16 protein-coding genes and 1 tRNA gene are annotated in these 21,135 nt (G+C 54.6%); all 17 read left to right on the top strand.

All coding sequences use genetic code 11. The features are described 5' to 3' along the window. Positions 1 to 1,191: an elongation factor Tu gene (tuf, locus tag KORM41_RS12975; RefSeq protein ID WP_068144728.1), complete on the top strand. Its 1,191-nt coding sequence runs from the start codon at positions 1 to 3 to the stop codon at positions 1,189 to 1,191. Positions 1,192 to 1,358: 167 nt separating this feature from the next. Then, positions 1,359 to 1,434 (top strand) — tRNA-Trp (locus tag KORM41_RS12970). A gap of 110 nt (positions 1,435 to 1,544) precedes the next feature. Further along, positions 1,545 to 1,742, top strand: a complete 198-nt coding sequence (secE, locus tag KORM41_RS12965) for a preprotein translocase subunit SecE (RefSeq protein ID WP_068148695.1) — start codon at positions 1,545 to 1,547, stop codon at positions 1,740 to 1,742. A 1-nt stretch (position 1,743) separates the two neighbouring features. Then, positions 1,744 to 2,280 (top strand): transcription termination/antitermination protein NusG, encoded by a 537-nt coding sequence (nusG, locus tag KORM41_RS12960; RefSeq protein ID WP_068148690.1) that lies wholly within the window; start codon positions 1,744 to 1,746, stop codon positions 2,278 to 2,280. A gap of 112 nt (positions 2,281 to 2,392) precedes the next feature. Further along, the gene (gene rplK, locus KORM41_RS12955; protein ID WP_068148686.1) at positions 2,393 to 2,821 is read left to right on the top strand and encodes a 50S ribosomal protein L11; all 429 of its coding nucleotides are present in this window, start codon (positions 2,393 to 2,395) and stop codon (positions 2,819 to 2,821) included. Positions 2,822 to 2,825: 4 nt separating this feature from the next. Beyond that, the gene (gene rplA / locus KORM41_RS12950; RefSeq protein ID WP_068148683.1) at positions 2,826 to 3,521 is read left to right on the top strand and encodes a 50S ribosomal protein L1; all 696 of its coding nucleotides are present in this window, start codon (positions 2,826 to 2,828) and stop codon (positions 3,519 to 3,521) included. Between the two features lie 363 nt (positions 3,522 to 3,884). Then, on the top strand, positions 3,885 to 4,400 hold the full coding sequence (rplJ, locus tag KORM41_RS12945) for a 50S ribosomal protein L10 (protein ID WP_068148680.1): 516 nt from the start codon (positions 3,885 to 3,887) through the stop codon (positions 4,398 to 4,400). Between the two features lie 103 nt (positions 4,401 to 4,503). Next, a complete protein-coding gene (gene rplL, locus KORM41_RS12940) occupies positions 4,504 to 4,881 on the top strand; it encodes a 50S ribosomal protein L7/L12 (protein WP_068148677.1) in 378 nt (125 codons plus the stop codon). Between the two features lie 232 nt (positions 4,882 to 5,113). After that, entirely contained in the window at positions 5,114 to 9,214 is a 4,101-nt protein-coding gene (gene rpoB, locus KORM41_RS12935; protein ID WP_068148674.1) for a DNA-directed RNA polymerase subunit beta, read from the top strand. 123 nt (positions 9,215 to 9,337) lie between these two features. Then, positions 9,338 to 13,564, top strand: coding sequence for a DNA-directed RNA polymerase subunit beta' (gene rpoC, locus KORM41_RS12930; RefSeq protein WP_068148671.1), 4,227 nt, complete (start codon positions 9,338 to 9,340; stop codon positions 13,562 to 13,564). 141 nt (positions 13,565 to 13,705) lie between these two features. Next, positions 13,706 to 14,692: a glycosyltransferase family 2 protein gene (locus KORM41_RS12925; protein WP_068148668.1), complete on the top strand. Its 987-nt coding sequence runs from the start codon at positions 13,706 to 13,708 to the stop codon at positions 14,690 to 14,692. Beyond that, positions 14,689 to 15,126, top strand: coding sequence for a GtrA family protein (locus KORM41_RS12920; protein ID WP_068148666.1), 438 nt, complete (start codon positions 14,689 to 14,691; stop codon positions 15,124 to 15,126). The genes KORM41_RS12925 and KORM41_RS12920 overlap by 4 nt, the downstream gene beginning before the upstream one ends. Then, positions 15,119 to 16,648: a glycosyltransferase family 39 protein gene (locus tag KORM41_RS12915; protein ID WP_068148663.1), complete on the top strand. Its 1,530-nt coding sequence runs from the start codon at positions 15,119 to 15,121 to the stop codon at positions 16,646 to 16,648. Before KORM41_RS12920 ends, KORM41_RS12915 begins: the two co-directional genes overlap by 8 nt. Positions 16,649 to 16,903: 255 nt before the next feature. Then, positions 16,904 to 17,275, top strand: coding sequence for a 30S ribosomal protein S12 (rpsL, locus tag KORM41_RS12910; RefSeq protein WP_068148697.1), 372 nt, complete (start codon positions 16,904 to 16,906; stop codon positions 17,273 to 17,275). 21 nt (positions 17,276 to 17,296) lie between these two features. After that, entirely contained in the window at positions 17,297 to 17,767 is a 471-nt protein-coding gene (gene rpsG, locus KORM41_RS12905; protein WP_068148660.1) for a 30S ribosomal protein S7, read from the top strand. A 27-nt stretch (positions 17,768 to 17,794) separates the two neighbouring features. Beyond that, positions 17,795 to 19,876 (top strand): elongation factor G, encoded by a 2,082-nt coding sequence (gene fusA / locus KORM41_RS12900; protein ID WP_068148658.1) that lies wholly within the window; start codon positions 17,795 to 17,797, stop codon positions 19,874 to 19,876. 68 nt (positions 19,877 to 19,944) lie between these two features. Then, positions 19,945 to 21,135, top strand: a complete 1,191-nt coding sequence (gene tuf / locus KORM41_RS12895; protein WP_068144728.1) for an elongation factor Tu — start codon at positions 19,945 to 19,947, stop codon at positions 21,133 to 21,135.

The following is a 21,135-nucleotide window of genomic DNA, read 5'->3' as shown; positions in this document are numbered from 1 at the left end:
ATGGCTAAAGAAAAGTTTGAACGTAATAAGCCGCACTGCAACATCGGTACTATTGGTCACGTTGACCATGGTAAGACGACGTTGACAGCTGCGATCACGAAAGTTCTGGCTGAAGCATACGGCGGTGCAGCTGTAGACTTCGCGAACATTGACAAGGCTCCAGAGGAGCGTGAGCGTGGTATCACGATCTCTACTGCACACGTTGAGTATGAGACTGAAGCACGTCACTATGCGCACGTTGACTGCCCAGGTCACGCTGACTATGTGAAGAACATGATCACGGGCGCGGCTCAAATGGACGGCGCTATCCTGGTTGTTAACGCAGCAGATGGTCCAATGCCACAGACACGCGAGCACATCCTGCTTGCTCGTCAGGTTGGTGTACCAGCGCTTGTTGTGTTCATGAACAAAGTTGACCAGGTTGACGACGAAGAGCTCCTCGAGCTTGTTGAGATGGAAATCCGTGAGCTTCTGTCTGAGTATGATTTCCCAGGCGACGATATTCCGATCGTAGCTGGTTCTGCTCTTGCAGCTCTCGAAGGTCGTGACGACAACATCGGTAAAGACAAGATCATCGAGCTGATGAAAGCCGTTGATGATTACATCCCACAGCCAGAGCGTGCTGTTGACGGTGCATTCCTGATGCCTGTTGAGGACGTATTCTCCATCTCCGGTCGCGGTACTGTATGTACTGGTCGTGTTGAGCGCGGCATCGTGAAAGTTGGCGAAGAGATCGAGATCGTTGGTATCCGCGACACTCAGAAGACAACTGTTACTGGCGTTGAAATGTTCCGCAAGCTTCTTGATGAAGGTCGTGCGGGCGACAACATCGGTGCGCTGCTGCGTGGTGTAGCTCGTGATGACGTTGAGCGTGGCCAGGTTCTGGCACACGTTGGCTCGATCACGCCACACACCAAGTTCACTGCCGAGACTTACATCCTCACTAAAGAGGAAGGTGGTCGTCACACGCCGTTCTTCGCGAACTACCGTCCACAGTTCTACTTCCGTACAACTGACGTGACCGGTAATGTTGAACTGCCAGAAGGCACCGAAATGGTAATGCCTGGTGACAACGTGAACCTGACTGTTGAGCTGATCGCTCCGATCGCCATGGATGAAGGCCTCCGCTTCGCAATCCGCGAAGGTGGCCGTACCGTTGGCGCCGGCGTTGTAGCTAAAATCATCGCGTAAGCGACAAGAACTCGAAAGTGGGCCGGCCTGTTCGGCCCATTTTCTTGCGCGGGTTCCGAGTTTTGAGGTTGCCCCGCTAAGCCATTTTAAAAATGGCAAAAAAAGTGCTTGCATGCTGGGGGTAGGGGCGTTAAACCGCACCCCTCACGAGAAGCGCTTATGGCTTTAGGGGCGTAGCTCAGTTGGTAGAGCACCGGTCTCCAAAACCGGGTGTCGGGGGTTCGAGTCCCTCCGCCCCTGCCAAGCCGGAAGAGAGAGCAGCTGCTTTTGAGTGCTGAATTGATAAGGTTTTGAAAAGCCTGCGCTTTATAGGCTCTAAGCGCGGGCTTATGAGCTAGAAAGAAGGACACACTATGGCGAAGACCACCCCGGGTGAATTTGTCCGCCAGGTACGGCAGGAAGGGTCCAAAGTGACCTGGCCGACGCCTAAAGAAGCGGGAATCACCTCTCTTATGGTGTTTATTATGGTTGTGATCATGGCTGTGTTCTTCCTTGGCGTGGATTTTGTTCTGAACGCCGGTGTGCAATACCTGCTGGGTCTTGGAGGTTAATGTGAGCAAGTCTCGTTGGTATATCATTCACGCCTATTCGGGCTTTGAGAAGAAGGTCGCTGAGGCCATTAAAGAGCAAGCCGTTCAGCAGGGCCTGGACGCGCTGGTGGACGAAGTGATTGTTCCGACCGAAGAGGTTGTTGAGGTCCGCAAGGGCAAAAAAGTAACGTCCGAGAAGAAATTCTTCCCGGGCTATGTGCTGATCAAGATGGTTCTGACGGACGATACGTACCACCTGGCCAACGGCCATGCGAAGGTAACGGGCTTCCTTGGGCCACAAGGTCGGCCTTCGCCGATTTCGGATGCAGAGGCTGCTCGCATTCTCAACCAGGTTGAGGAAGGTGTTGAGCGCCCACGTCCGAATATCGTTTACGAGATTGGCGAAGAAGTGCGCGTGACCGATGGTCCGTTCGCATCCTTCAACGGTACTGTCGAAGACGTGGATGAAGACAAGGCGCGCCTGAAGGTGTCTGTATCGATCTTTGGTCGGGCGACACCGGTTGAGCTGGAATACACCCAGGTCGAAAAAGTTTCTTAAGAATTCTGGGGCTAGCTGCCCCGGATGAACCGCGCGGAAGGCCAGCCATTAGCCGTACCGCGCACCCTAAACGGGGCCTGAAGCCCCATGTTGTTTTTGAAAGGGAAATGAAATGGCAAAGAAGATTTCTGGCTATCTGAAGCTTCAGGTGCCTGCAGGTCAAGCAAACCCGTCGCCTCCAATTGGCCCGGCGCTTGGTCAGCGTGGCATTAACATTATGGAATTCTGTAAAGCGTTCAACGCAAAAACCCAGAAGATGGAACCAGGCCAGCCTTGCCCAACCATCATCACGGTTTACGCTGACAAAAGCTTTACGTTTGACATCAAGACCCCACCAGCAAGCTACTTCCTGAAGAAAGCTGCTGGCCTTAAGTCTGGTGGTTCCGAGCCTGGCCGTGCTGTTGCCGGTTCTGTCACCAAGGCACAGGTAAAAGAGATCGCGGAAGCGAAAATGGTGGACCTGAGCGCCAACGATATCGAAGCAGCAATGCTGATCATCGAAGGCTCCGCTCGTTCCATGGGTCTGAAGGTAGAGGGCTAATCAGATGGCGAAAACTGCTAAGCGTATGCAAAAAGCTCTCGACGGTATCGACCGCGAAAAGCTTTACACCGTTGAAGAAGCTGTTGCCGAGCTGAAAGCTCGTTCCAAAGTGAAATTCGACGAAACGATCGAAGTTGCTATGAACCTCGGTGTTGACCCACGTCACGCTGACCAAATGGTTCGCGGCGTTGTATCCCTGCCACACGGCACGGGTAAGACGATGCGTGTTGCTGTGTTTGCTCGCGATGCGAAAGCTGAAGAAGCAAAAGCAGCTGGCGCAGATATCGTTGGCGCAGAAGACCTGATGGAAGACATCCAGAAGGGCAACATGGATTTTGACCGTGTGATCGCAACGCCTGACATGATGGCTGTTGTTGGTCGCCTGGGTAAGGTGCTTGGCCCTAAAGGCCTGATGCCGAACCCAAAGCTGGGCACTGTTACACCGGACGTTAAAGGCGCTGTTGAAGCGGCTAAAGCGGGCCAGGTTGAATACCGCGTTGAAAAAGCCGGTATCGTGCACGGCGGCGTTGGCAAGGCCAGCTTCGACGAAGCTCAGATCATTGAAAACGCCAAAGCGTTCATCGGTGCGGTTGTTAAAGCCAAGCCAACCGGCGCAAAAGGCACTTACGTGAAGAAAATCGCGATGTCCTCTTCCATGGGCCCAGGCCTGAAGATCGACACGTCTGCGATCGACGCGTAATTGAAGAATTTGTGCCGTCTCGAACGGGGCGGCACAAACATGCAGGCGGATGTTTTGCCTGTGTGAGAGTACTGTCCGAGATTACAGGTGCTCTGAAGTGTGTTGCTAGTAGTTGACCTTCAGGGTTTAAAACAATCGGTCGTCGCGACGCCGAGGCCTGTATGAGATGGGTATTAGGAATTATCAGCTTCGTGAGTTGATAGCCGCGGTTCCTACAGGATTGGGTGTGGCCCATCCTGCGCCCTGGACAGGGTAGCGTATCCGGGAATGATGCTTCGGCATGAGACGCGGATATATGGCTCAAATGAAACGGAGGCTGACCCCGAAGTTTGGGGAAGGTTTCCAAAGTCGGAGACGAGAAAAGTGGAAAGAGCCGAAAAGCAGGATCTGGTTGCATCCATGCATGAGGTATTCTCGAACGCCGCGACTGTCGTAGTTGTACACTATGATGGCCTGAGCGTTGCTGAGATTACTGCACTGCGTGCGCAAATGCGTGAAGTGGGTGCTTCTTTGAAAGTAACCAAGAACCGGCTGACTCGTCTTGCGCTCAAAGGTACTGAATACGAAGGTATTGCTGATCTGTTTACAGGTCCGACGGCAATTGGTTTTGCTGACGACGTTGTAGCTCCAGCCAAAGTCCTCGCTGAATTCGCCAAGAAGAACGAAAAACTTCGTCTTGTTGGTGGCAGCATGGGCTCTACGGTTCTGGACGAAAGCGGCGTTAAAGCACTGGCCTCTATGCCATCGCTGGACGAGCTTCGTGGCAAACTTGTGGGTCTCCTGCAAGCTCCTGCCCAGAAGGTCGCCGCAGTTACGCAAGCCCCAGCGGGTCAATTGGCTCGTGTATTCGGTGCTTACGGCAGCAAAGACGCAGCTTAAACACAAAATGGGTGGTGCCCGGATGGTCGGACGCTGCCTAGACTTTTATGCAATGTGACATGTAGTACCTCGACTGTAGGACTACGAAATTGGAGTAATACAAATGGCTGACCTCGCGAAGCTTGTAGAAGAACTTTCTGGCCTGACTGTTATGGAAGCTGCTGAGCTTTCCAAGATGCTGGAAGAAAAATGGGGCGTATCTGCTGCTGCTCCTGTAGCTGTTGCTGCTGCTGGCGGTGCTGCTGCTGGTGCTGAAGCTGCAGAAGAGAAAGACGAGTTTGACGTAATTCTCGCAGACGCTGGCGACAAGAAAATCAACGTGATTAAAGAAGTACGTGCAATCACTGGTCTGGGCCTCAAAGAAGCTAAAGACCTGGTTGAAGGTGCTCCTAAGCCAGTTAAAGAAGCTGTGTCGAAAGACGAAGCTGAAGAGCTCAAGAAAAAGCTCGAAGCTGCTGGCGCGAAAGTTGAGCTCAAGTAATTTCTTGAGCCACTTGATCCCGGGGTCGGGAGCGAAATTCGCTCCCGGCCTTTCGGCGTCCTGAGGACCTAAGGACATAAAAATCAGGTCCCGTCTTGGGTGAAATGCCCAAAAGATTTGGATTTTCAGGAGTTTAGGGTAAGTTGTTCACCCTAGACCCCAATTGGCAGCTGGACCAGGGCCTTCGAGTACTCAGGCTTTGGCGGCACAACTAAAGGAACGAGGGCGAAGCATGGCGACTTCATTTACCGGTCGTAAGCGCGTGCGTAAGGACTTTGGGCACATTTCCGAAGTGACGCAAATGCCAAACCTCATTGAGGTTCAACGGCGGTCCTATGACCAGTTCTTCAAGCCTGGCGCAACAGAAGAAGAGCGGCTGACTTCCGGCCTTGAGAAAGTTCTCAAGTCGGTTTTCCCAATTCAGGACTTCTCAGCTACTTCATCGCTTGAATATGTCAGGTATGAACTGGAAGCACCGAAATATGATGTAGAAGAATGCCAGCAGCGCGACATGACCTATGCCGCACCGCTGCGCGTGACCTTGCGCCTGATCGTATTTGAGGTTGATCCAGAGACAGAAGCCAAGTCCGTTTTGGACATCAAAGAGCAAGACGTCTACATGGGCGACCTGCCACTGATGACCGACAACGGTACGTTCGTGATCAACGGTACCGAGCGGGTGATCGTTTCCCAGATGCACCGTTCGCCTGGTGTATTCTTCGACCATGACCGCGGCAAGACGCACAGCTCCGGGAAATTCCTGTTTGCAGCGCGCGTGATTCCTTACCGTGGTTCCTGGCTCGACTTCGAGTTTGATGCAAAAGACATCGTCAACGTACGGATCGATCGTCGCCGCAAACTGCCTGCGACGTCCCTTCTTTACGCCCTTGGCATGGGTGCAGAAGACATTCTGCACTATTTCTACAACACGGTTTCCTACACTCGCACGAAAGGCGGCTGGCGCATGCCATTCATCGCCGAAGCATGGCGCGGTGTTAAGCCGGACTTTGACGTTGTCGACGCCGACAGCGGCGAAGTGATTATTGAAAAAGACAAGAAGGTCACGCCACGTCTGGCGAAGAAGCTGGAAAAAGACGGCATCCAAGGCATTCTTGTTCCAGAAGAAATGATCGTTGGCAAATATGCTGCTCGCGACGTGATCAACGAGAAAACCGGCTCCATTTATGTTGAGGCCGGTGACGAGCTTTCCGAAGAGATCGTTGAGGACCTGTCTGCTGCGGGCTTTGACGAGATCGAGGTTCTCGACATTGATGCGGTCAATGTTGGCCCATACATCCGTAACACGCTCAAAGCCGACAAGATCGAGTGCACTGACGGCGCACTGGCTGAGATCTACAAGGTTATGCGTCCGGGTGAGCCGCCAACCAAGGAAACAGCCGAAGCGCTGTTCTACGGGCTGTTCTTCGATCCAGAACGCTATGATCTGTCTGACGTTGGTCGCGTGAAGATGAACATGCGTCTTGGCCTTGACTGCGAAGACACTGTTGGCACGCTGCGCCGCGAAGACATCCTTTCCACCGTCAAGACGCTTGTTGAGCTGAAGGACGGCAAGGGCGAGATCGACGATATTGACCACCTTGGTAACCGTCGTGTCCGTTCCGTTGGCGAACTGATGGAAAACCAGTACCGCATTGGTCTCCTGCGTATGGAGCGTGCGATCCGTGAGCGTATGTCTTCTGTAGACATCGACACTGTGATGCCGCATGACCTGATCAACGCGAAGCCGGCTGTTGCAGCTGTTCGTGAATTCTTCGGTTCTTCGCAGCTGTCGCAGTTCATGGACCAGACCAACCCGCTTTCCGAGATCACGCACAAGCGCCGTATGTCAGCGCTTGGTCCTGGTGGTCTGACGCGTGAGCGCGCGGGCTTTGAGGTTCGTGACGTACACCCAACCCACTATGGTCGTATCTGTCCAATTGAAACGCCGGAAGGCCCGAACATTGGTCTGATCAACTCGCTCGCGACTTACGCCCAAGTGAACAAGTATGGCTTCATCGAAAGCCCATACCGTAAGGTTGTTGACGGCAAAGTGTCTGCTGAAGTGGTTTACCTGTCCGCTATGGAAGAAGGTAAATACACTGTTGCACAGGCAAACGCCGAGCTGACAGAAGACGGCAAGTTCGCAAGCGACCTGGTGTCCTGTCGTGAGGCTGGTGAATTCATCATGTCCACGCCTGACAACATCGACCTGATGGACGTATCGCCGAAGCAGCTTGTGTCCGTGGCTGCATCGCTCATTCCGTTCCTCGAGAACGATGACGCGAACCGCGCACTCATGGGTTCGAACATGCAACGTCAGGCCGTTCCACTCGTTCGCGCTGAGGCGCCGTTTGTTGGTACCGGCATGGAAAAAGTTGTGGCTTCCGATAGTGGTGCCGCCATCGCAGCCCGCCGTACCGGCGTGGTAGAGCAGGTGGACGCGACCCGTATCGTTATCCGCGCTACCGAAGACGTTGACCCTGGCAAGTCCGGCGTTGACATCTACACGCTGCAGAAGTTCCAGCGTTCCAACCAGAACACCTGCATCAACCAGCGTCCACTGGTGAAAGTGGGTGACGAGGTCCTGAAAGGCGACATCATCTGTGATGGCCCATCGACGGAACTCGGTGAACTGGCGCTTGGCCGGAATGCCCTCGTGGCCTTCATGCCTTGGAACGGTTACAACTTCGAGGATTCCATCCTGATTTCCGAGCGGATCGTGAAAGAAGACGTCTTCACGTCGATCCACATCGAGGAATTCGAGGTGATGGCCCGCGACACCAAGCTTGGCCCAGAGGAAATCACTCGTGATATTCCAAACGTGGGTGAAGAAGGCCTGAAGAACCTGGATGAAGCCGGTATCGTTTACATCGGTGCTGAAGTTCACCCAGGCGACATCCTCGTTGGTAAGATCACGCCGAAGGGTGAAAGCCCAATGACGCCGGAAGAAAAACTTCTGCGTGCTATCTTCGGTGAGAAAGCATCCGACGTTCGCGACACCTCCATGCGCCTGCCACCCGGTGTGGCCGGTACGGTTGTTGAGGTACGCGTCTTTAACCGCCACGGTGTGGACAAAGACGAACGTGCCCTGACGATCGAGCGTGAAGAAATCGAACGCCTGACCAAAGACCGCGAAGACGAGCGCGCAATTCTTGAGCGCAACATCTACGGTCGTCTTCAGCCTCTCCTGATTGGCCGCACGGTTACTGCGGGCACCAAAGAGATGAAGAAGGGCACCAAGATCACCGAGGAAGGCCTCGCTGAACTGAAGCGCATCACCTGGTGGGATATCGCCGTTGATGACGATAGCGCCATGAGCGATATCGAAGCACTCCGCAAGCAGTTCGACGACAGCAAAGGCCAGCTCCAGCGCCGCTTCGACGAGAAGATCGAGAAGCTGCAGCGTGGTGACGAGCTGCCTCCTGGCGTTCTGAAGATGGTTAAGGTCTTCGTTGCCGTGAAGCGCAAGCTTCAGCCTGGTGACAAGATGGCAGGCCGTCACGGTAACAAAGGTGTTATCTCGCGCATTCTGCCACAGGAAGACATGCCTCACCTTGAGGACGGCACGCCGGTTGACGTTGTGCTGAACCCGCTGGGTGTACCATCGCGGATGAACGTGGGTCAGATTCTTGAAACGCACCTTGGCTGGGCGTCTCGTGGTCTTGGCCGCCAGATCGACGGCATGCTTGAAGCATACCGCCACGGTTCGGGCGCTGCGGATGATTTCCGTGCCAAGTTCAAAGAGATCTACGGCGAAGAGCAGTATGAAAGCGATATCGCTGAGCTGACCGATGACCAGATCATCGAGCTTGCCGGCAACCTGACAAGCGGTGTCCCAATGGGCACACCGGTGTTCGATGGTGCTGTGGAAGCCGATATCTGTGAAATGCTGGAGCAAGCCGGCCTTGACCGTTCTGGTCAGGTTCAACTGTGGGATGGCCGTACGGGCGAGAAATTCGACCGTAAGGTTACCGTGGGCTACATCTATATGCTCAAGCTGCACCACCTTGTGGACGACAAAATCCACGCCCGTTCGATTGGCCCATACAGCCTTGTTACCCAGCAGCCGCTGGGCGGTAAGGCGCAGTTCGGTGGCCAGCGCTTCGGTGAGATGGAGGTGTGGGCACTTCAGGCATACGGTGCTGCTTACACGCTGCAGGAAATGCTTACCGTCAAGTCGGACGATGTGGCAGGCCGGACCAAGGTCTACGAAGCCATTGTACGCGGCGACGATACATTCGAAGCAGGTATCCCAGAATCCTTCAACGTACTTGTGAAGGAAATCAGGTCCCTGGGTCTGAATGTCGAGCTGATTACTGGTACCGACGACTAATATTGTGCAGGCCGGGGCTTATGCCTCGGCCAGCCCACCTGCGGGTGGGCGGAGTTTTGGAAGGCGAAGCGGGGCTCCTTGAGCAGAAATTGCCCCGACAGCGAATTAAGAGAGACGCCGGACATGAACCAAGAAGTGATGAAATACTTCAACCCGAACCAGAAACCGGAGACGTTTGATCAGATCCAGATCTCGATTGCGTCGCCGGAGCGGATTCGTTCCTGGTCTTTTGGTGAGATCAAAAAGCCGGAAACCATCAACTATCGGACGTTCAAGCCCGAGAAAGATGGTCTTTTCTGTGCCCGTATCTTTGGCCCTGTGAAGGACTATGAGTGCTTGTGCGGCAAATATAAGCGCATGAAGTACCGTGGCATCATCTGTGAGAAATGTGGCGTTGAGGTCACGCTCTCGAAGGTGCGCCGCGAGCGTATGGGCCATATTGACCTGGCTGCTCCTGTAGCCCACATCTGGTTCCTCAAGTCGCTCCCAAGCCGGATCGGTCTTGTGCTGGATATGACGCTGAAGGATCTCGAGCGCGTTCTGTATTTCGAATACTATGTGGTGATCGAGCCAGGCCTGACGCCGCTGAAGCAGTTCCAGCTGTTGTCTGAGGACGATTACTATCGTGCGCAGGACGAGTATGGCGAAGACAGCTTCACCGCTGGCATTGGCGCTGAAGCGATCCGCAAGCTTCTGGAAAGCGTTGATCTTGAAGACGAGCAGGAAAAGCTTCTGAAGGAACTGGCTGAGACCAAGTCTGAGCTGAAGCCCAAGAAGATCGTTAAGCGCCTCAAGGTAATCGAGAGCTTCATCGAATCCGGCAACCGCCCTGAGTGGATGATCATGACCGTTGTGCCTGTGATCCCGCCAGAGCTGCGTCCGCTCGTACCGCTGGACGGTGGCCGCTTCGCGACTTCCGACCTCAACGACCTTTATCGTCGTGTGATCAACCGGAACAACCGTCTGAAGCGCCTGATTGAACTGCGCGCGCCAGATATCATCATCCGGAACGAGAAGCGTATGCTTCAGGAATCCGTGGATGCGCTGTTCGATAACGGCCGTCGTGGCCGTACCATCACTGGTGCCAACAAGCGCCCACTGAAGTCCCTGTCTGACATGCTCAAGGGTAAGCAGGGTCGTTTCCGTCAGAACCTTCTCGGTAAGCGGGTTGACTATTCCGGTCGTTCCGTAATCGTGGTTGGTCCTGAGCTGAAGCTGCACCAGTGTGGCCTGCCGAAGAAGATGGCGCTTGAACTCTTTAAGCCGTTCATCTATTCGCGCCTCGACAAGAAAGGCATCGCGACCACCATCAAGGCCGCGAAGAAGCTTGTTGAGAAGGAGCGCCGTGAGGTTTGGGATATCCTTGATGAGGTGATCCGCGAACACCCAGTGATGCTGAACCGTGCCCCAACACTGCACCGTCTTGGTATCCAGGCGTTCGAACCTGTACTGATCGAAGGTAAAGCCATTCAGCTGCACCCGCTTGTGTGTGCTGCCTTCAACGCTGACTTCGACGGTGACCAGATGGCCGTTCACGTGCCACTGTCCATCGAAGCCCAGCTTGAAGCCCGCGTGCTGATGATGTCCACAAACAACATCCTCAGCCCAGCGAACGGCAAGCCGATCATCGTTCCATCCCAGGATATCGTGCTTGGTCTCTACTATATGACCAGCCTGCGCCAGGGTGACATTGGCGAAGGTAAAGCCTTCTCCTGCATGGACGAAATCCAGTTTGCACTGGACGCCAAATCCATCACGCTGCACACCAAGATCAATGCCCGTTTCGAGCTGATCAACGACAAGGGTGAACTTGAGACCAAGCGCGTTGAAACCACGCCTGGCCGTATGATCCTTGCGCAGCACCTGCCGAAGCACCCGAAAGTGCCATTCAGCCTGATCAACCGTCGTCTCGGCAAGAAAGAGATTTCTGAAGTGATCGACGTGGTTTACCGCCACTGTGGTCAGAAGACGACTGTTCTGTTCGCTGACGGCATCATGGGCGAAGGCTTCCGCCGCGCATGTGCCGCTGGTATCTCCTTCGGTAAAGACGACATGATCATTCCTGACGCCAAGGAAACGCTGGTTGAAGCCACGCGCGACATGGTGAAGGAATATGAAGAGCAGTATCAGGATGGTCTGATCACCCAGGGCGAGAAATACAACAAGGTTGTAGACGCCTGGGCGCAATGTACCGACAAAGTGGCAGACGCCATGATGAAGGAAATGGAGCGCACCGAGGTTGATGAGAACGGTCGTGAAACTGATGTGAACTCGGTATTCATGATGGCCAACTCTGGTGCGCGGGGTTCTGCGGCTCAGATGAAGCAGCTTGCCGGTATGCGGGGCCTGATGGCCAAGCCGTCTGGTGAGATCATTGAAACGCCGATCATCTCGAACTTTAAAGAGGGCCTGTCGGTTCTTGAATACTTCAACTCCTCGCACGGTGCCCGTAAGGGTCTGGCGGATACAGCCCTGAAGACGGCAAACTCAGGTTACCTGACCCGTCGTCTGGTGGACGTAAGCCAAGACTGCGTTGTGATCGAAGAGGATTGCGGTACCGAAAACGGTATCACCATCACGGAAGTATCCGAGGGCGGCGACGTTCTCGTGCCGCTGAGCGAGCGTATCCTTGGTCGCTGTTTGTCAGTGGATGTGAAGCACCCTGTGTCCGGCGAACTGCTGTTCCCGGCTGGTGAGCTGCTTGACGAAGCCAAGTCTGACGCGATCGAGACTGCCGGCATTGGTGAAGTGAAGATCCGTTCGGTTCTGACCTGTGAAACCAAGGGCGGCACATGTGGCAAGTGTTACGGTCGTGACCTGGCCCGCGGTACGCCTGTGAATATGGGTGAAGCCGTTGGTGTTATCGCCGCTCAGTCGATCGGTGAGCCTGGTACACAGCTGACCATGCGTACCTTCCACATCGGTGGTGCCGCAACGGTGAACGCTGAATCCGCTGTTGAATCGTCCGCTGACGGTAAGATCAAGATCGAAAACCGCAACGTGATCGAAGACAGCAAAGGCCGCAAGGTTGTGATGAGCCGGAACATGGAAGTCATCGTTGTTGACGATGAAGGCCGTGAAAAAGCCAAGCACCGCCTGGCTTACGGTTCGCACCTGTTCAAGGACGAAGGCCAAGAGGTTGTTAAAGGCGAGAAACTCGCTGAGTGGGACCCATACACCGTTCCGATCATCACAGAGCAAACTGGTACGGTTCGCCTGGTTGACCTGATCGAAGGCGTGTCCGTGAAGGAAATCGTAGACGAAGGTACAGGTATCGCGTCCAAGGTTGTGACCGACTGGCGTTCCGCGCCAAAAGGTGCTGACCTGCGTCCACGCATCACGCTTCGTAACGAGAACGACGAAGTTGTCGAACTCGCCAACGGTACGGAAGCACGCTACTTCCTGTCTGTGGATGCCATCCTCTCCGTTGAGGACGGCAAGCACGTACAGGCTGGTGACGTAATCGCCCGTATCCCGCGTGAAGCTGCGAAAACCAAAGACATTACCGGTGGTCTGCCACGGGTGGCTGAGCTCTTTGAAGCCCGCCGTCCGAAGGACCACGCGATCATCGCTGAGATCGACGGTATCGTTGAATTTGGCCGCGACTATAAAAACAAGCGTCGCATCTCTATCCGTCCACGCGACGAAGAGGGCGAGCCAGTTGAATATCTGGTACCAAAAGGCAAGCACATTGCCGTTCAGGAAGGCGACTTCATCCAGAAGGGTGAATACCTGATCGACGGTAACCCTGCACCACACGACATTCTGCATGTTATGGGTGTTGAGGCGCTGGCCAACTATCTGGTGAAAGAAGTGCAGGACGTTTACCGCCTGCAGGGTGTGAAGATCAACGACAAGCACATCGAGGTGATCGTTCGCCAGATGCTGCAGAAGATCGAAATCACTTCCTCTGGCGACAGCACGATGCTGCTGGGCGAACAGGTTGATCGCGAAGAGTTCGAAGAACAGAACGCGAAGCTTGAAGCTCAGGGCAAACTGCCAGCCAAAGGTCACCCGATCCTTCTTGGTATCACCAAGGCGAGCCTGCAGACCCGCAGCTTCATCTCTGCCGCGTCGTTCCAGGAAACGACCCGCGTCCTGACAGAAGCGTCTGTTGCAGGCAAGAAAGACCGTCTCGTTGGCCTGAAGGAAAACGTGATTGTTGGTCGCCTGATCCCGGCTGGTACCGGTTCTGTGATGAACCGCCTGCGTCACGAAGCGCACAAGCGTGACAAGATCGCAGAGGCTGCACAGGAAGAGGCAGCAGACCCAATGGCAACTGCCGAAGCCGAGTTCGCCGCAGCAACCGGCACGGAAGAAGCAGCACCGCAAGAGGGTGGCGAAGCTTAAGCTTCTTGCTAAGAATTCAAGGAAAGGCCTGCCGATATCGGCGGGCCTTTTTTTGTATCGGACCCTATCCATCGGGGCTTGAAGCCTGTGCCTGTCGCAGATACTAATGGATAAACGCTTGAAAGGCTTGGGGAGAGGCCAGTGGACAGCCAGACAGTCGCCATAGTTATTCCGTGCTACAATGTCAAACGGCATATCCTAGAGGTTATCGACTCGATCGGTCCTGCATGCCAGCAGATATTCGTCGTTGATGATGCCTGCCCGGAACAGAGCGGCGCCTTTGTCGAGGCGAATTGCACGGATCCCCGCGTGACGGTGCTGAAGCACGCGATGAACCAAGGGGTGGGAGGGGCCGTGGTAACGGGCTATAAGGCCGCTCTAGAGGCTGGCGCCGATATTGTTGTGAAGATGGATGGCGACGGCCAGATGGACCCCGACGAACTGCCGGGGCTGATCCGTCCGCTTGAAGACGGTACGGCGGACTATACCAAGGGCAACCGGTTTCACTCTTTCTATTCGGTTCGGCAGATGCCCAAGGTGCGGTTGTTCGGCAATGCCGTGCTGTCTTTCATGACCAAGCTTTCAAGTGGCTACTGGAACCTGTTTGATCCCACCAATGGCTATACGGCGATCCACCGGGAGGTTCTGTCCCGGATTGAGCTGCACAAGCTGGGCAAGCGTTATTTCTTTGAAACCGATATGCTGATCATGCTGGGTGACCACCGGGCTGTGGTCACCGACGTCCCGATGGAGGCGGTCTACGGGGACGAAGAAAGCGGGCTGAAAATCAGCAGGATTGCCGGTCCTTTCCTGTGGGGCAATATTCGCGGCACCATTCGGCGCATGGTTTATTCCTACTTTTTCCGGGACTTCAACCTGGCGTCGCTCAATCTCGTTTTCGGGCTTTTGCTGATGGCGTTTGGCGGCGTCTTTGGCCTTGTGAAATGGCAGCAGTCTATCGCTGAAGGGGTGGCGGCTACCAGCGGCACCGTGATGGTTGCGGTGCTCCCGATCATTCTTGGCTTCCAGTTGGTACTGTTTTTCCTGAGCTATGATGTGTCGAACACACCGCGGCAGCCGCTGCAGAGCCTGTCGGCACGGCGCCGCAAAAGGCCTGATCAGGCATGAGCGAGGACAGCGCCAGTCGCGCCACAGGTAAAAGCGTTTTCGGCCAGGCCGCGCGCTATATTTTTGTCGGGCCGGTTATCTATGGTTTGGACTATCTTACCTTTGTGCTGATCACCTATCTGGCGACCGGCCAGTATCTGTGGGCCAATGTGGCAGCCAAACTTGTTGGTGCGGGCACAGGCTTCCTGCTGCACAAATATTATACCTTTGCGGGCGTCCATGCACATGCTGGCGCACACCAGGCTGTCAGGTATGGGTTGTTGCTTGGTTTCAATATGGGGCTTGCGACAGCACTTCTGTATCTTGCCGTGCAGATGCTGACGTTCCCGCCACTTGTTGCCAAGGTCGGCGTCGATATTGTCGTGATTGGTTGTTCCTTCCTGATCAGCCGGGCCTTCGTTTTCGCTCACTACAAGGGAGACCAGCGTGATTAGCCGTCTGTCCTTACGCTCTTCCATACTTATCATCCTTGCGGTCTTCCTGGGGGTGGTGGCCGTGACCTGGGTTGGTTTTCTGGCGTCGGACGATGCCACTTATGCCCGTGGAGCTTACGGCTGGATCGAGGATTTTCCCTATGTGGGCGGGCATGGCACCATTCGCATTACCATCACCATTCCTGTGGCGCTGTCGTTCCTGGCGTTCGGCGGTAGCGAATTTGCGTTGATCCTGCCAAGCCTTCTTTATTGCCTTTGCCTTGTGGCGCTCCTTATATATGCGGTCTGGCGCATGGCAGGCCGAGAGGCGATGCTCATGATGGCCCCGCTTCTGGTGACGCTTCCGGTGTTGGTCAGCAGCGCCAGCGTGGCGTCCGTGGATGTGATCGAGGCGCTTTTTGTTGTCGCGTCCTTTCAGTGTTTCCTGATTGCGGGCGAGCGGGAGAAGCGCCTGTGGTGGCTGCTGGGGGCAGGGGGGCTTGCGGCTTTTGGCTTCCTGACCCGGGAAACCACGGTTTTCCTTCTGGTTTATTATGGCCTGCTGTTCCTGATGGGGGCGGTGATTGAGCGGCGGCAATACTGGATTATGGCGGGGGGATTCTTTGCCGTGTGGCTGCAGGAGATACTCTACCTGACCATCATGACCGGCGATCCGCTGTACCGCATGAACATCTCCAGCCATCATGACAGCACCATCGACCGTACAATTGACCTGGCGGGCAATGTGATTGTGCACCCTGTTGTCGACCCCTTGCTGGTGATTCTTCTCAACCAGGAATTCACAATCCTGTTCTGGGTGGCGATCCCGGTTCTTGCCTGGTATTTCCTGAGCGGACGGAAGGTTGCAATGGGTAGTCCACAAGTGAGGTACCTAGCTGGCCTGTGGCTTGGGCTTGCTGCAACCTGGTTTGTGATGGTCGGTGCGGCCACGACCTTGCTGCCGCTCAATCCGCGCTACTTCCTGGTCACCGCACTCGCGGTGTTGCCATCCCTTGCTGTGGCGTATTCAGCGCTTTGCCGTGTCGGCCGCCATAAGGCTGTTGGCCTTTTGCTGATGGCAGCTGTCAGCCTGAATCTGGCGGCGCTCTATATCGAGAACAGGAATTATATCTTCGGGGTCGAGCAGTTTGCTGCCTGGACTGATGCTGCTGACGCGCCTGTCCATGCCGACGCGGAAACCATCCGGCGGGCGATGATCCTGTTAAAGTGGAGCGGAGCAGGGGACAAGGCCTCAGTTGCAGAGGCTCAAGCAGGGGAGCTGGTATTCGTTGACCCCGCGCGGACCCCACACCTGCTTGAGCAGGCAAGAGCTGAAAACTGGCCGCTTGTGTCCAAGGCACATCCGGCGCCAAAGCCCCTGGTGCCGGCAATCAAGGACTCGCGCATTTGGAACTTTTTGCCGGCGCGCCTCCGACATAATCTAGACGGTGGATACGGCTATGTGTATCTCTACCGTCGAGGGGCGGGGTGCAGCCTGACGGAAATGTCTGATCCATCGCAAGAAAAATGCGATAATCCCTAGAATCTTAGCATTTCCTTACCACCCCCGTTTTTTCGTTGACCTGAGGCCCTTTTCGGTATAGATAGCGCACCTCGCCAGAGCTCAGGTGGTAGCCCAAACAGGCTAAACGCTGGGGTTTTCTGGCCTAGGAAAACAGAGTTTGAATTATCATGAATGGCCTCGTCGGAACCAAGTGGTTCACGATGCAGGCGTTTTTGCTGCATGCAAAAGGGGTCATTCGGTAATGGTGACAGAGAAAAACGGCAAGGAATTAAGATGCCTACCATTCAACAGCTAGTGCGGAAGCCGCGCAAAGCGAAGCCAGTGCACAATAAAGTGCCAGCGCTGGAAGCATGCCCACAAAAACGTGGCGTATGTACTCGTGTTTATACCACGACCCCTAAGAAGCCTAACTCGGCACTCCGTAAGGTTGCTCGTGTACGTCTTTCGAACGGTTTCGAGGTTACTTCTTACATCCCGGGTGAAGGCCACAACCTTCAGGAACACTCTGTTGTTCTGATCCGTGGTGGTCGTGTGAAAGACTTGCCTGGTGTTCGCTACCACACTCTCCGTGGTGTGCTCGATACCCAGGGTGTTGCAGATCGTCGTCAGAGCCGTTCCAAATACGGCACGAAGCGTCCGAAGTAAGATTAGAGAAGGATTTAACGCATGTCTCGTCGTCATAGCGCAGAAAAACGCGAAGTACTTCCTGATCCAAAGTTCGGTGATGTCGTACTGACCAAATTCATGAACAGCCTGATGCTGGATGGTAAGAAGTCCGTAGCAGAGCGTATCGTATACGGTGCCTTTGAGACTATCGAAGAGCGCGCCAAGACCGATGCTCTGGCTCTCTTCCATGAAGCACTGGACAATGTGAAGCCTGCTATTGAGGTTCGCTCCCGCCGTGTTGGTGGTGCGACGTACCAGGTTCCTGTTGAAGTTCGCTCCGAGCGCGCTCAGGCGCTGGCTATTCGCTGGCTGATCAGCTCTGCTCGCAAGCGCAACGAAACCACGATGGTTGGCCGTCTTTCCGGCGAACTGTTGGACGCAGCTAACAACCGGGGTGCCGCCGTCAAGAAGCGTGAAGACACGCACAAGATGGCTGAGGCTAACAAAGCCTTCTCGCACTACCGTTGGTAACAAGTTATTAAGTAAGGAACAGGTTCCATGGCACGCAGAACGCCACTTAATCGTTATCGTAACATCGGCATCATGGCACACATCGATGCTGGTAAAACGACGACTACTGAACGTATCCTTTATTACACCGGCCGTAGCCACAAAATCGGCGAAGTGCACGATGGCGGCGCGACTATGGACTGGATGGAGCAAGAGCAGGAGCGCGGTATCACGATTACCTCCGCTGCAACGACTTGCTTCTGGAACGATCACCGCATCAACATCATCGACACACCAGGTCACGTTGACTTCACTATTGAAGTTGAGCGTTCCCTCCGTGTTCTCGATGGTGCCGTAGCTGTATTTGACTCGGTTGCAGGCGTTGAGCCTCAGTCCGAGACTGTATGGCGTCAAGCTGACAAATACGGTGTTCCACGTATGTGCTTCGTCAACAAGATGGACCGCATGGGTGCGAACTTCGACCGTTGCGTGGGCATGATCAAAGACCGCCTGGGCGCTAAAGCTCTCGTTGTTCAGCTGCCAATCGGCGCAGAAGCTGAATACGAAGGCCTGATCGACCTGATCAAGTTCAAGGAAGTACTGTGGAAAGGTGAAGACCTTGGTGCTTCATACGAATATGTAGATATTCGTGACGAACTGAAGGACGACGCTGAAGCTGCTCGCATGGAAATGATCGAGACGGCTGTTGAAGCTGACGAAGCTCTGATGGAAAAGTACCTGGAAGGCGAAGAGCTGACCGAGGAAGAGCTCAAGGGCGCTATCCGCAAAGGTACGACTAAGGGTCTGTTCGTTCCGGTTCTCAACGGTACCGCGTTCAAGAACAAAGGCGTTCAGCCGCTTCTGGATGCTGTTGTTGACTATATGCCTGCGCCAACCGACGTTGACGCGATCCGCGGTGTAGACGCTGACGACCACGAAAAAGAAATCGTTCGTAAGTCTGACGACGAGCAGCCATTCTCGGCTCTCGCGTTCAAGATCATGAACGACCCATTCGTTGGTACGCTGACGTTCTGCCGTATCTACTCTGGTGTTCTCGAAGCTGGTACGCAAGTAACCAACTCCGTTAAGGGCAAGAAAGAGAAGATCGGCCGGATGCTGGAAATGCACTCCAACAGCCGTGAAGACATCAAGGAAGCTCGCGCAGGCGACATCATCGCAATCGCTGGTCTGAAAATGACCACGACTGGTGACACCCTGTGTGCCAACAACAGCCAGGTTATCCTGGAGCGCATGGAATTCCCTGATCCTGTGATCGAAGTGGCTGTTGAGCCAAAGTCGAAAGCAGACCAGGAGAAAATGGGCATCGCTCTGAACCGTCTGGCAGCTGAAGATCCATCCTTCCGCGTTTCTTCCGATGAAGAATCCGGTCAGACTGTGATCGCCGGCATGGGCGAACTGCACCTCGACATCATCGTTGACCGTATGCGTCGCGAATTCAAAGTTGAGTGTAACGTGGGTGCGCCTCAGGTGGCATACCGCGAGAGCTTCGCGAAAGAAGTTGAAATCGACTACACGCACAAGAAACAGTCCGGTGGTTCTGGTCAGTTCGGTCGCGTGAAGATGGTTGTAACCCCAGGCGAGCGCGGCTCCGGCATCACGTTCACCGACGAGATCAAGGGCGGTAACATTCCTCGCGAATACATCCCTGGTGTTGAAAAGGGTGTTAACGACATCGCTGAAGCTGGTGCTCTCATTGGCTTCCCAATCATCGACTTCTCCGTACGCCTGATCGACGGTGCGTACCACGATGTAGACTCCAGCGTTCTCGCGTTCGAGATTGCAGGCCGCGGCGCAATGCGTGAAGCAGCGTCCAAAGCCGGCATTAAATTGCTCGAGCCGATGATGAAGGTTGAAGTTGTGACCCCAGAAGAGTATATGGGCGACGTAATTGGCGACCTTAACAAGCGCCGCGGCCAGATCCAGGGTTCCGAAACCCGCGGTCCGGCTACTGTAATCAACGCAATGGTCCCTCTGGCGAACATGTTCGGCTACGTGAACGAGCTCCGCTCCTTCTCACAAGGTCGTGCACAGTTCTCCATGCAGTTCGACCATTACGATGAAGTTCCTGCAAACGTGGCTGAGGAAATCAAAGCCAAGCTTGCCGGTTAATAAACAAGAAGAACCAAAAAGCTATGGATCCCTTGGTAAATCAAGGGCCGATAGAAAGGTAATTTGAGATGGCTAAAGAAAAGTTTGAACGTAATAAGCCGCACTGCAACATCGGTACTATTGGTCACGTTGACCATGGTAAGACGACGTTGACAGCTGCGATCACGAAAGTTCTGGCTGAAGCATACGGCGGTGCAGCTGTAGACTTCGCGAACATTGACAAGGCTCCAGAGGAGCGTGAGCGTGGTATCACGATCTCTACTGCACACGTTGAGTATGAGACTGAAGCACGTCACTATGCGCACGTTGACTGCCCAGGTCACGCTGACTATGTGAAGAACATGATCACGGGCGCGGCTCAAATGGACGGCGCTATCCTGGTTGTTAACGCAGCAGATGGTCCAATGCCACAGACACGCGAGCACATCCTGCTTGCTCGTCAGGTTGGTGTACCAGCGCTTGTTGTGTTCATGAACAAAGTTGACCAGGTTGACGACGAAGAGCTCCTCGAGCTTGTTGAGATGGAAATCCGTGAGCTTCTGTCTGAGTATGATTTCCCAGGCGACGATATTCCGATCGTAGCTGGTTCTGCTCTTGCAGCTCTCGAAGGTCGTGACGACAACATCGGTAAAGACAAGATCATCGAGCTGATGAAAGCCGTTGATGATTACATCCCACAGCCAGAGCGTGCTGTTGACGGTGCATTCCTGATGCCTGTTGAGGACGTATTCTCCATCTCCGGTCGCGGTACTGTATGTACTGGTCGTGTTGAGCGCGGCATCGTGAAAGTTGGCGAAGAGATCGAGATCGTTGGTATCCGCGACACTCAGAAGACAACTGTTACTGGCGTTGAAATGTTCCGCAAGCTTCTTGATGAAGGTCGTGCGGGCGACAACATCGGTGCGCTGCTGCGTGGTGTAGCTCGTGATGACGTTGAGCGTGGCCAGGTTCTGGCACACGTTGGCTCGATCACGCCACACACCAAGTTCACTGCCGAGACTTACATCCTCACTAAAGAGGAAGGTGGTCGTCACACGCCGTTCTTCGCGAACTACCGTCCACAGTTCTACTTCCGTACAACTGACGTGACCGGTAATGTTGAACTGCCAGAAGGCACCGAAATGGTAATGCCTGGTGACAACGTGAACCTGACTGTTGAGCTGATCGCTCCGATCGCCATGGATGAAGGCCTCCGCTTCGCAATCCGCGAAGGTGGCCGTACCGTTGGCGCCGGCGTTGTAGCTAAAATCATCGCGTAA

Source organism: Kordiimonas lipolytica, from assembly GCF_001550065.1.
The sequence above is the reverse complement of the archived record's forward strand: the minus strand, read 5'-3'. Positions and strand labels throughout refer to the sequence as shown.

What these genes read in the sequence shown, in the direction of transcription:
- tuf (WP_068144728.1), top strand. Translation starts at nt 1, where the DNA reads ATGGCTAAAGAAAAGTTTGAACGTAATAAGCCGCACTGCAACATCGGT.
- secE (WP_068148695.1), top strand. Translation starts at nt 1,545, where the DNA reads ATGGCGAAGACCACCCCGGGTGAATTTGTCCGCCAGGTACGGCAGGAA.
- rplK (WP_068148686.1), top strand. Translation starts at nt 2,393, where the DNA reads ATGGCAAAGAAGATTTCTGGCTATCTGAAGCTTCAGGTGCCTGCAGGT.
- rplA (WP_068148683.1), top strand. Translation starts at nt 2,826, where the DNA reads ATGGCGAAAACTGCTAAGCGTATGCAAAAAGCTCTCGACGGTATCGAC.
- rplL (WP_068148677.1), top strand. Translation starts at nt 4,504, where the DNA reads ATGGCTGACCTCGCGAAGCTTGTAGAAGAACTTTCTGGCCTGACTGTT.
- rpoB (WP_068148674.1), top strand. Translation starts at nt 5,114, where the DNA reads ATGGCGACTTCATTTACCGGTCGTAAGCGCGTGCGTAAGGACTTTGGG.
- rpoC (WP_068148671.1), top strand. Translation starts at nt 9,338, where the DNA reads ATGAACCAAGAAGTGATGAAATACTTCAACCCGAACCAGAAACCGGAG.
- KORM41_RS12920 (WP_068148666.1), top strand. Translation starts at nt 14,689, where the DNA reads ATGAGCGAGGACAGCGCCAGTCGCGCCACAGGTAAAAGCGTTTTCGGC.
- rpsL (WP_068148697.1), top strand. Translation starts at nt 16,904, where the DNA reads ATGCCTACCATTCAACAGCTAGTGCGGAAGCCGCGCAAAGCGAAGCCA.
- rpsG (WP_068148660.1), top strand. Translation starts at nt 17,297, where the DNA reads ATGTCTCGTCGTCATAGCGCAGAAAAACGCGAAGTACTTCCTGATCCA.
- fusA (WP_068148658.1), top strand. Translation starts at nt 17,795, where the DNA reads ATGGCACGCAGAACGCCACTTAATCGTTATCGTAACATCGGCATCATG.
- tuf (WP_068144728.1), top strand. Translation starts at nt 19,945, where the DNA reads ATGGCTAAAGAAAAGTTTGAACGTAATAAGCCGCACTGCAACATCGGT.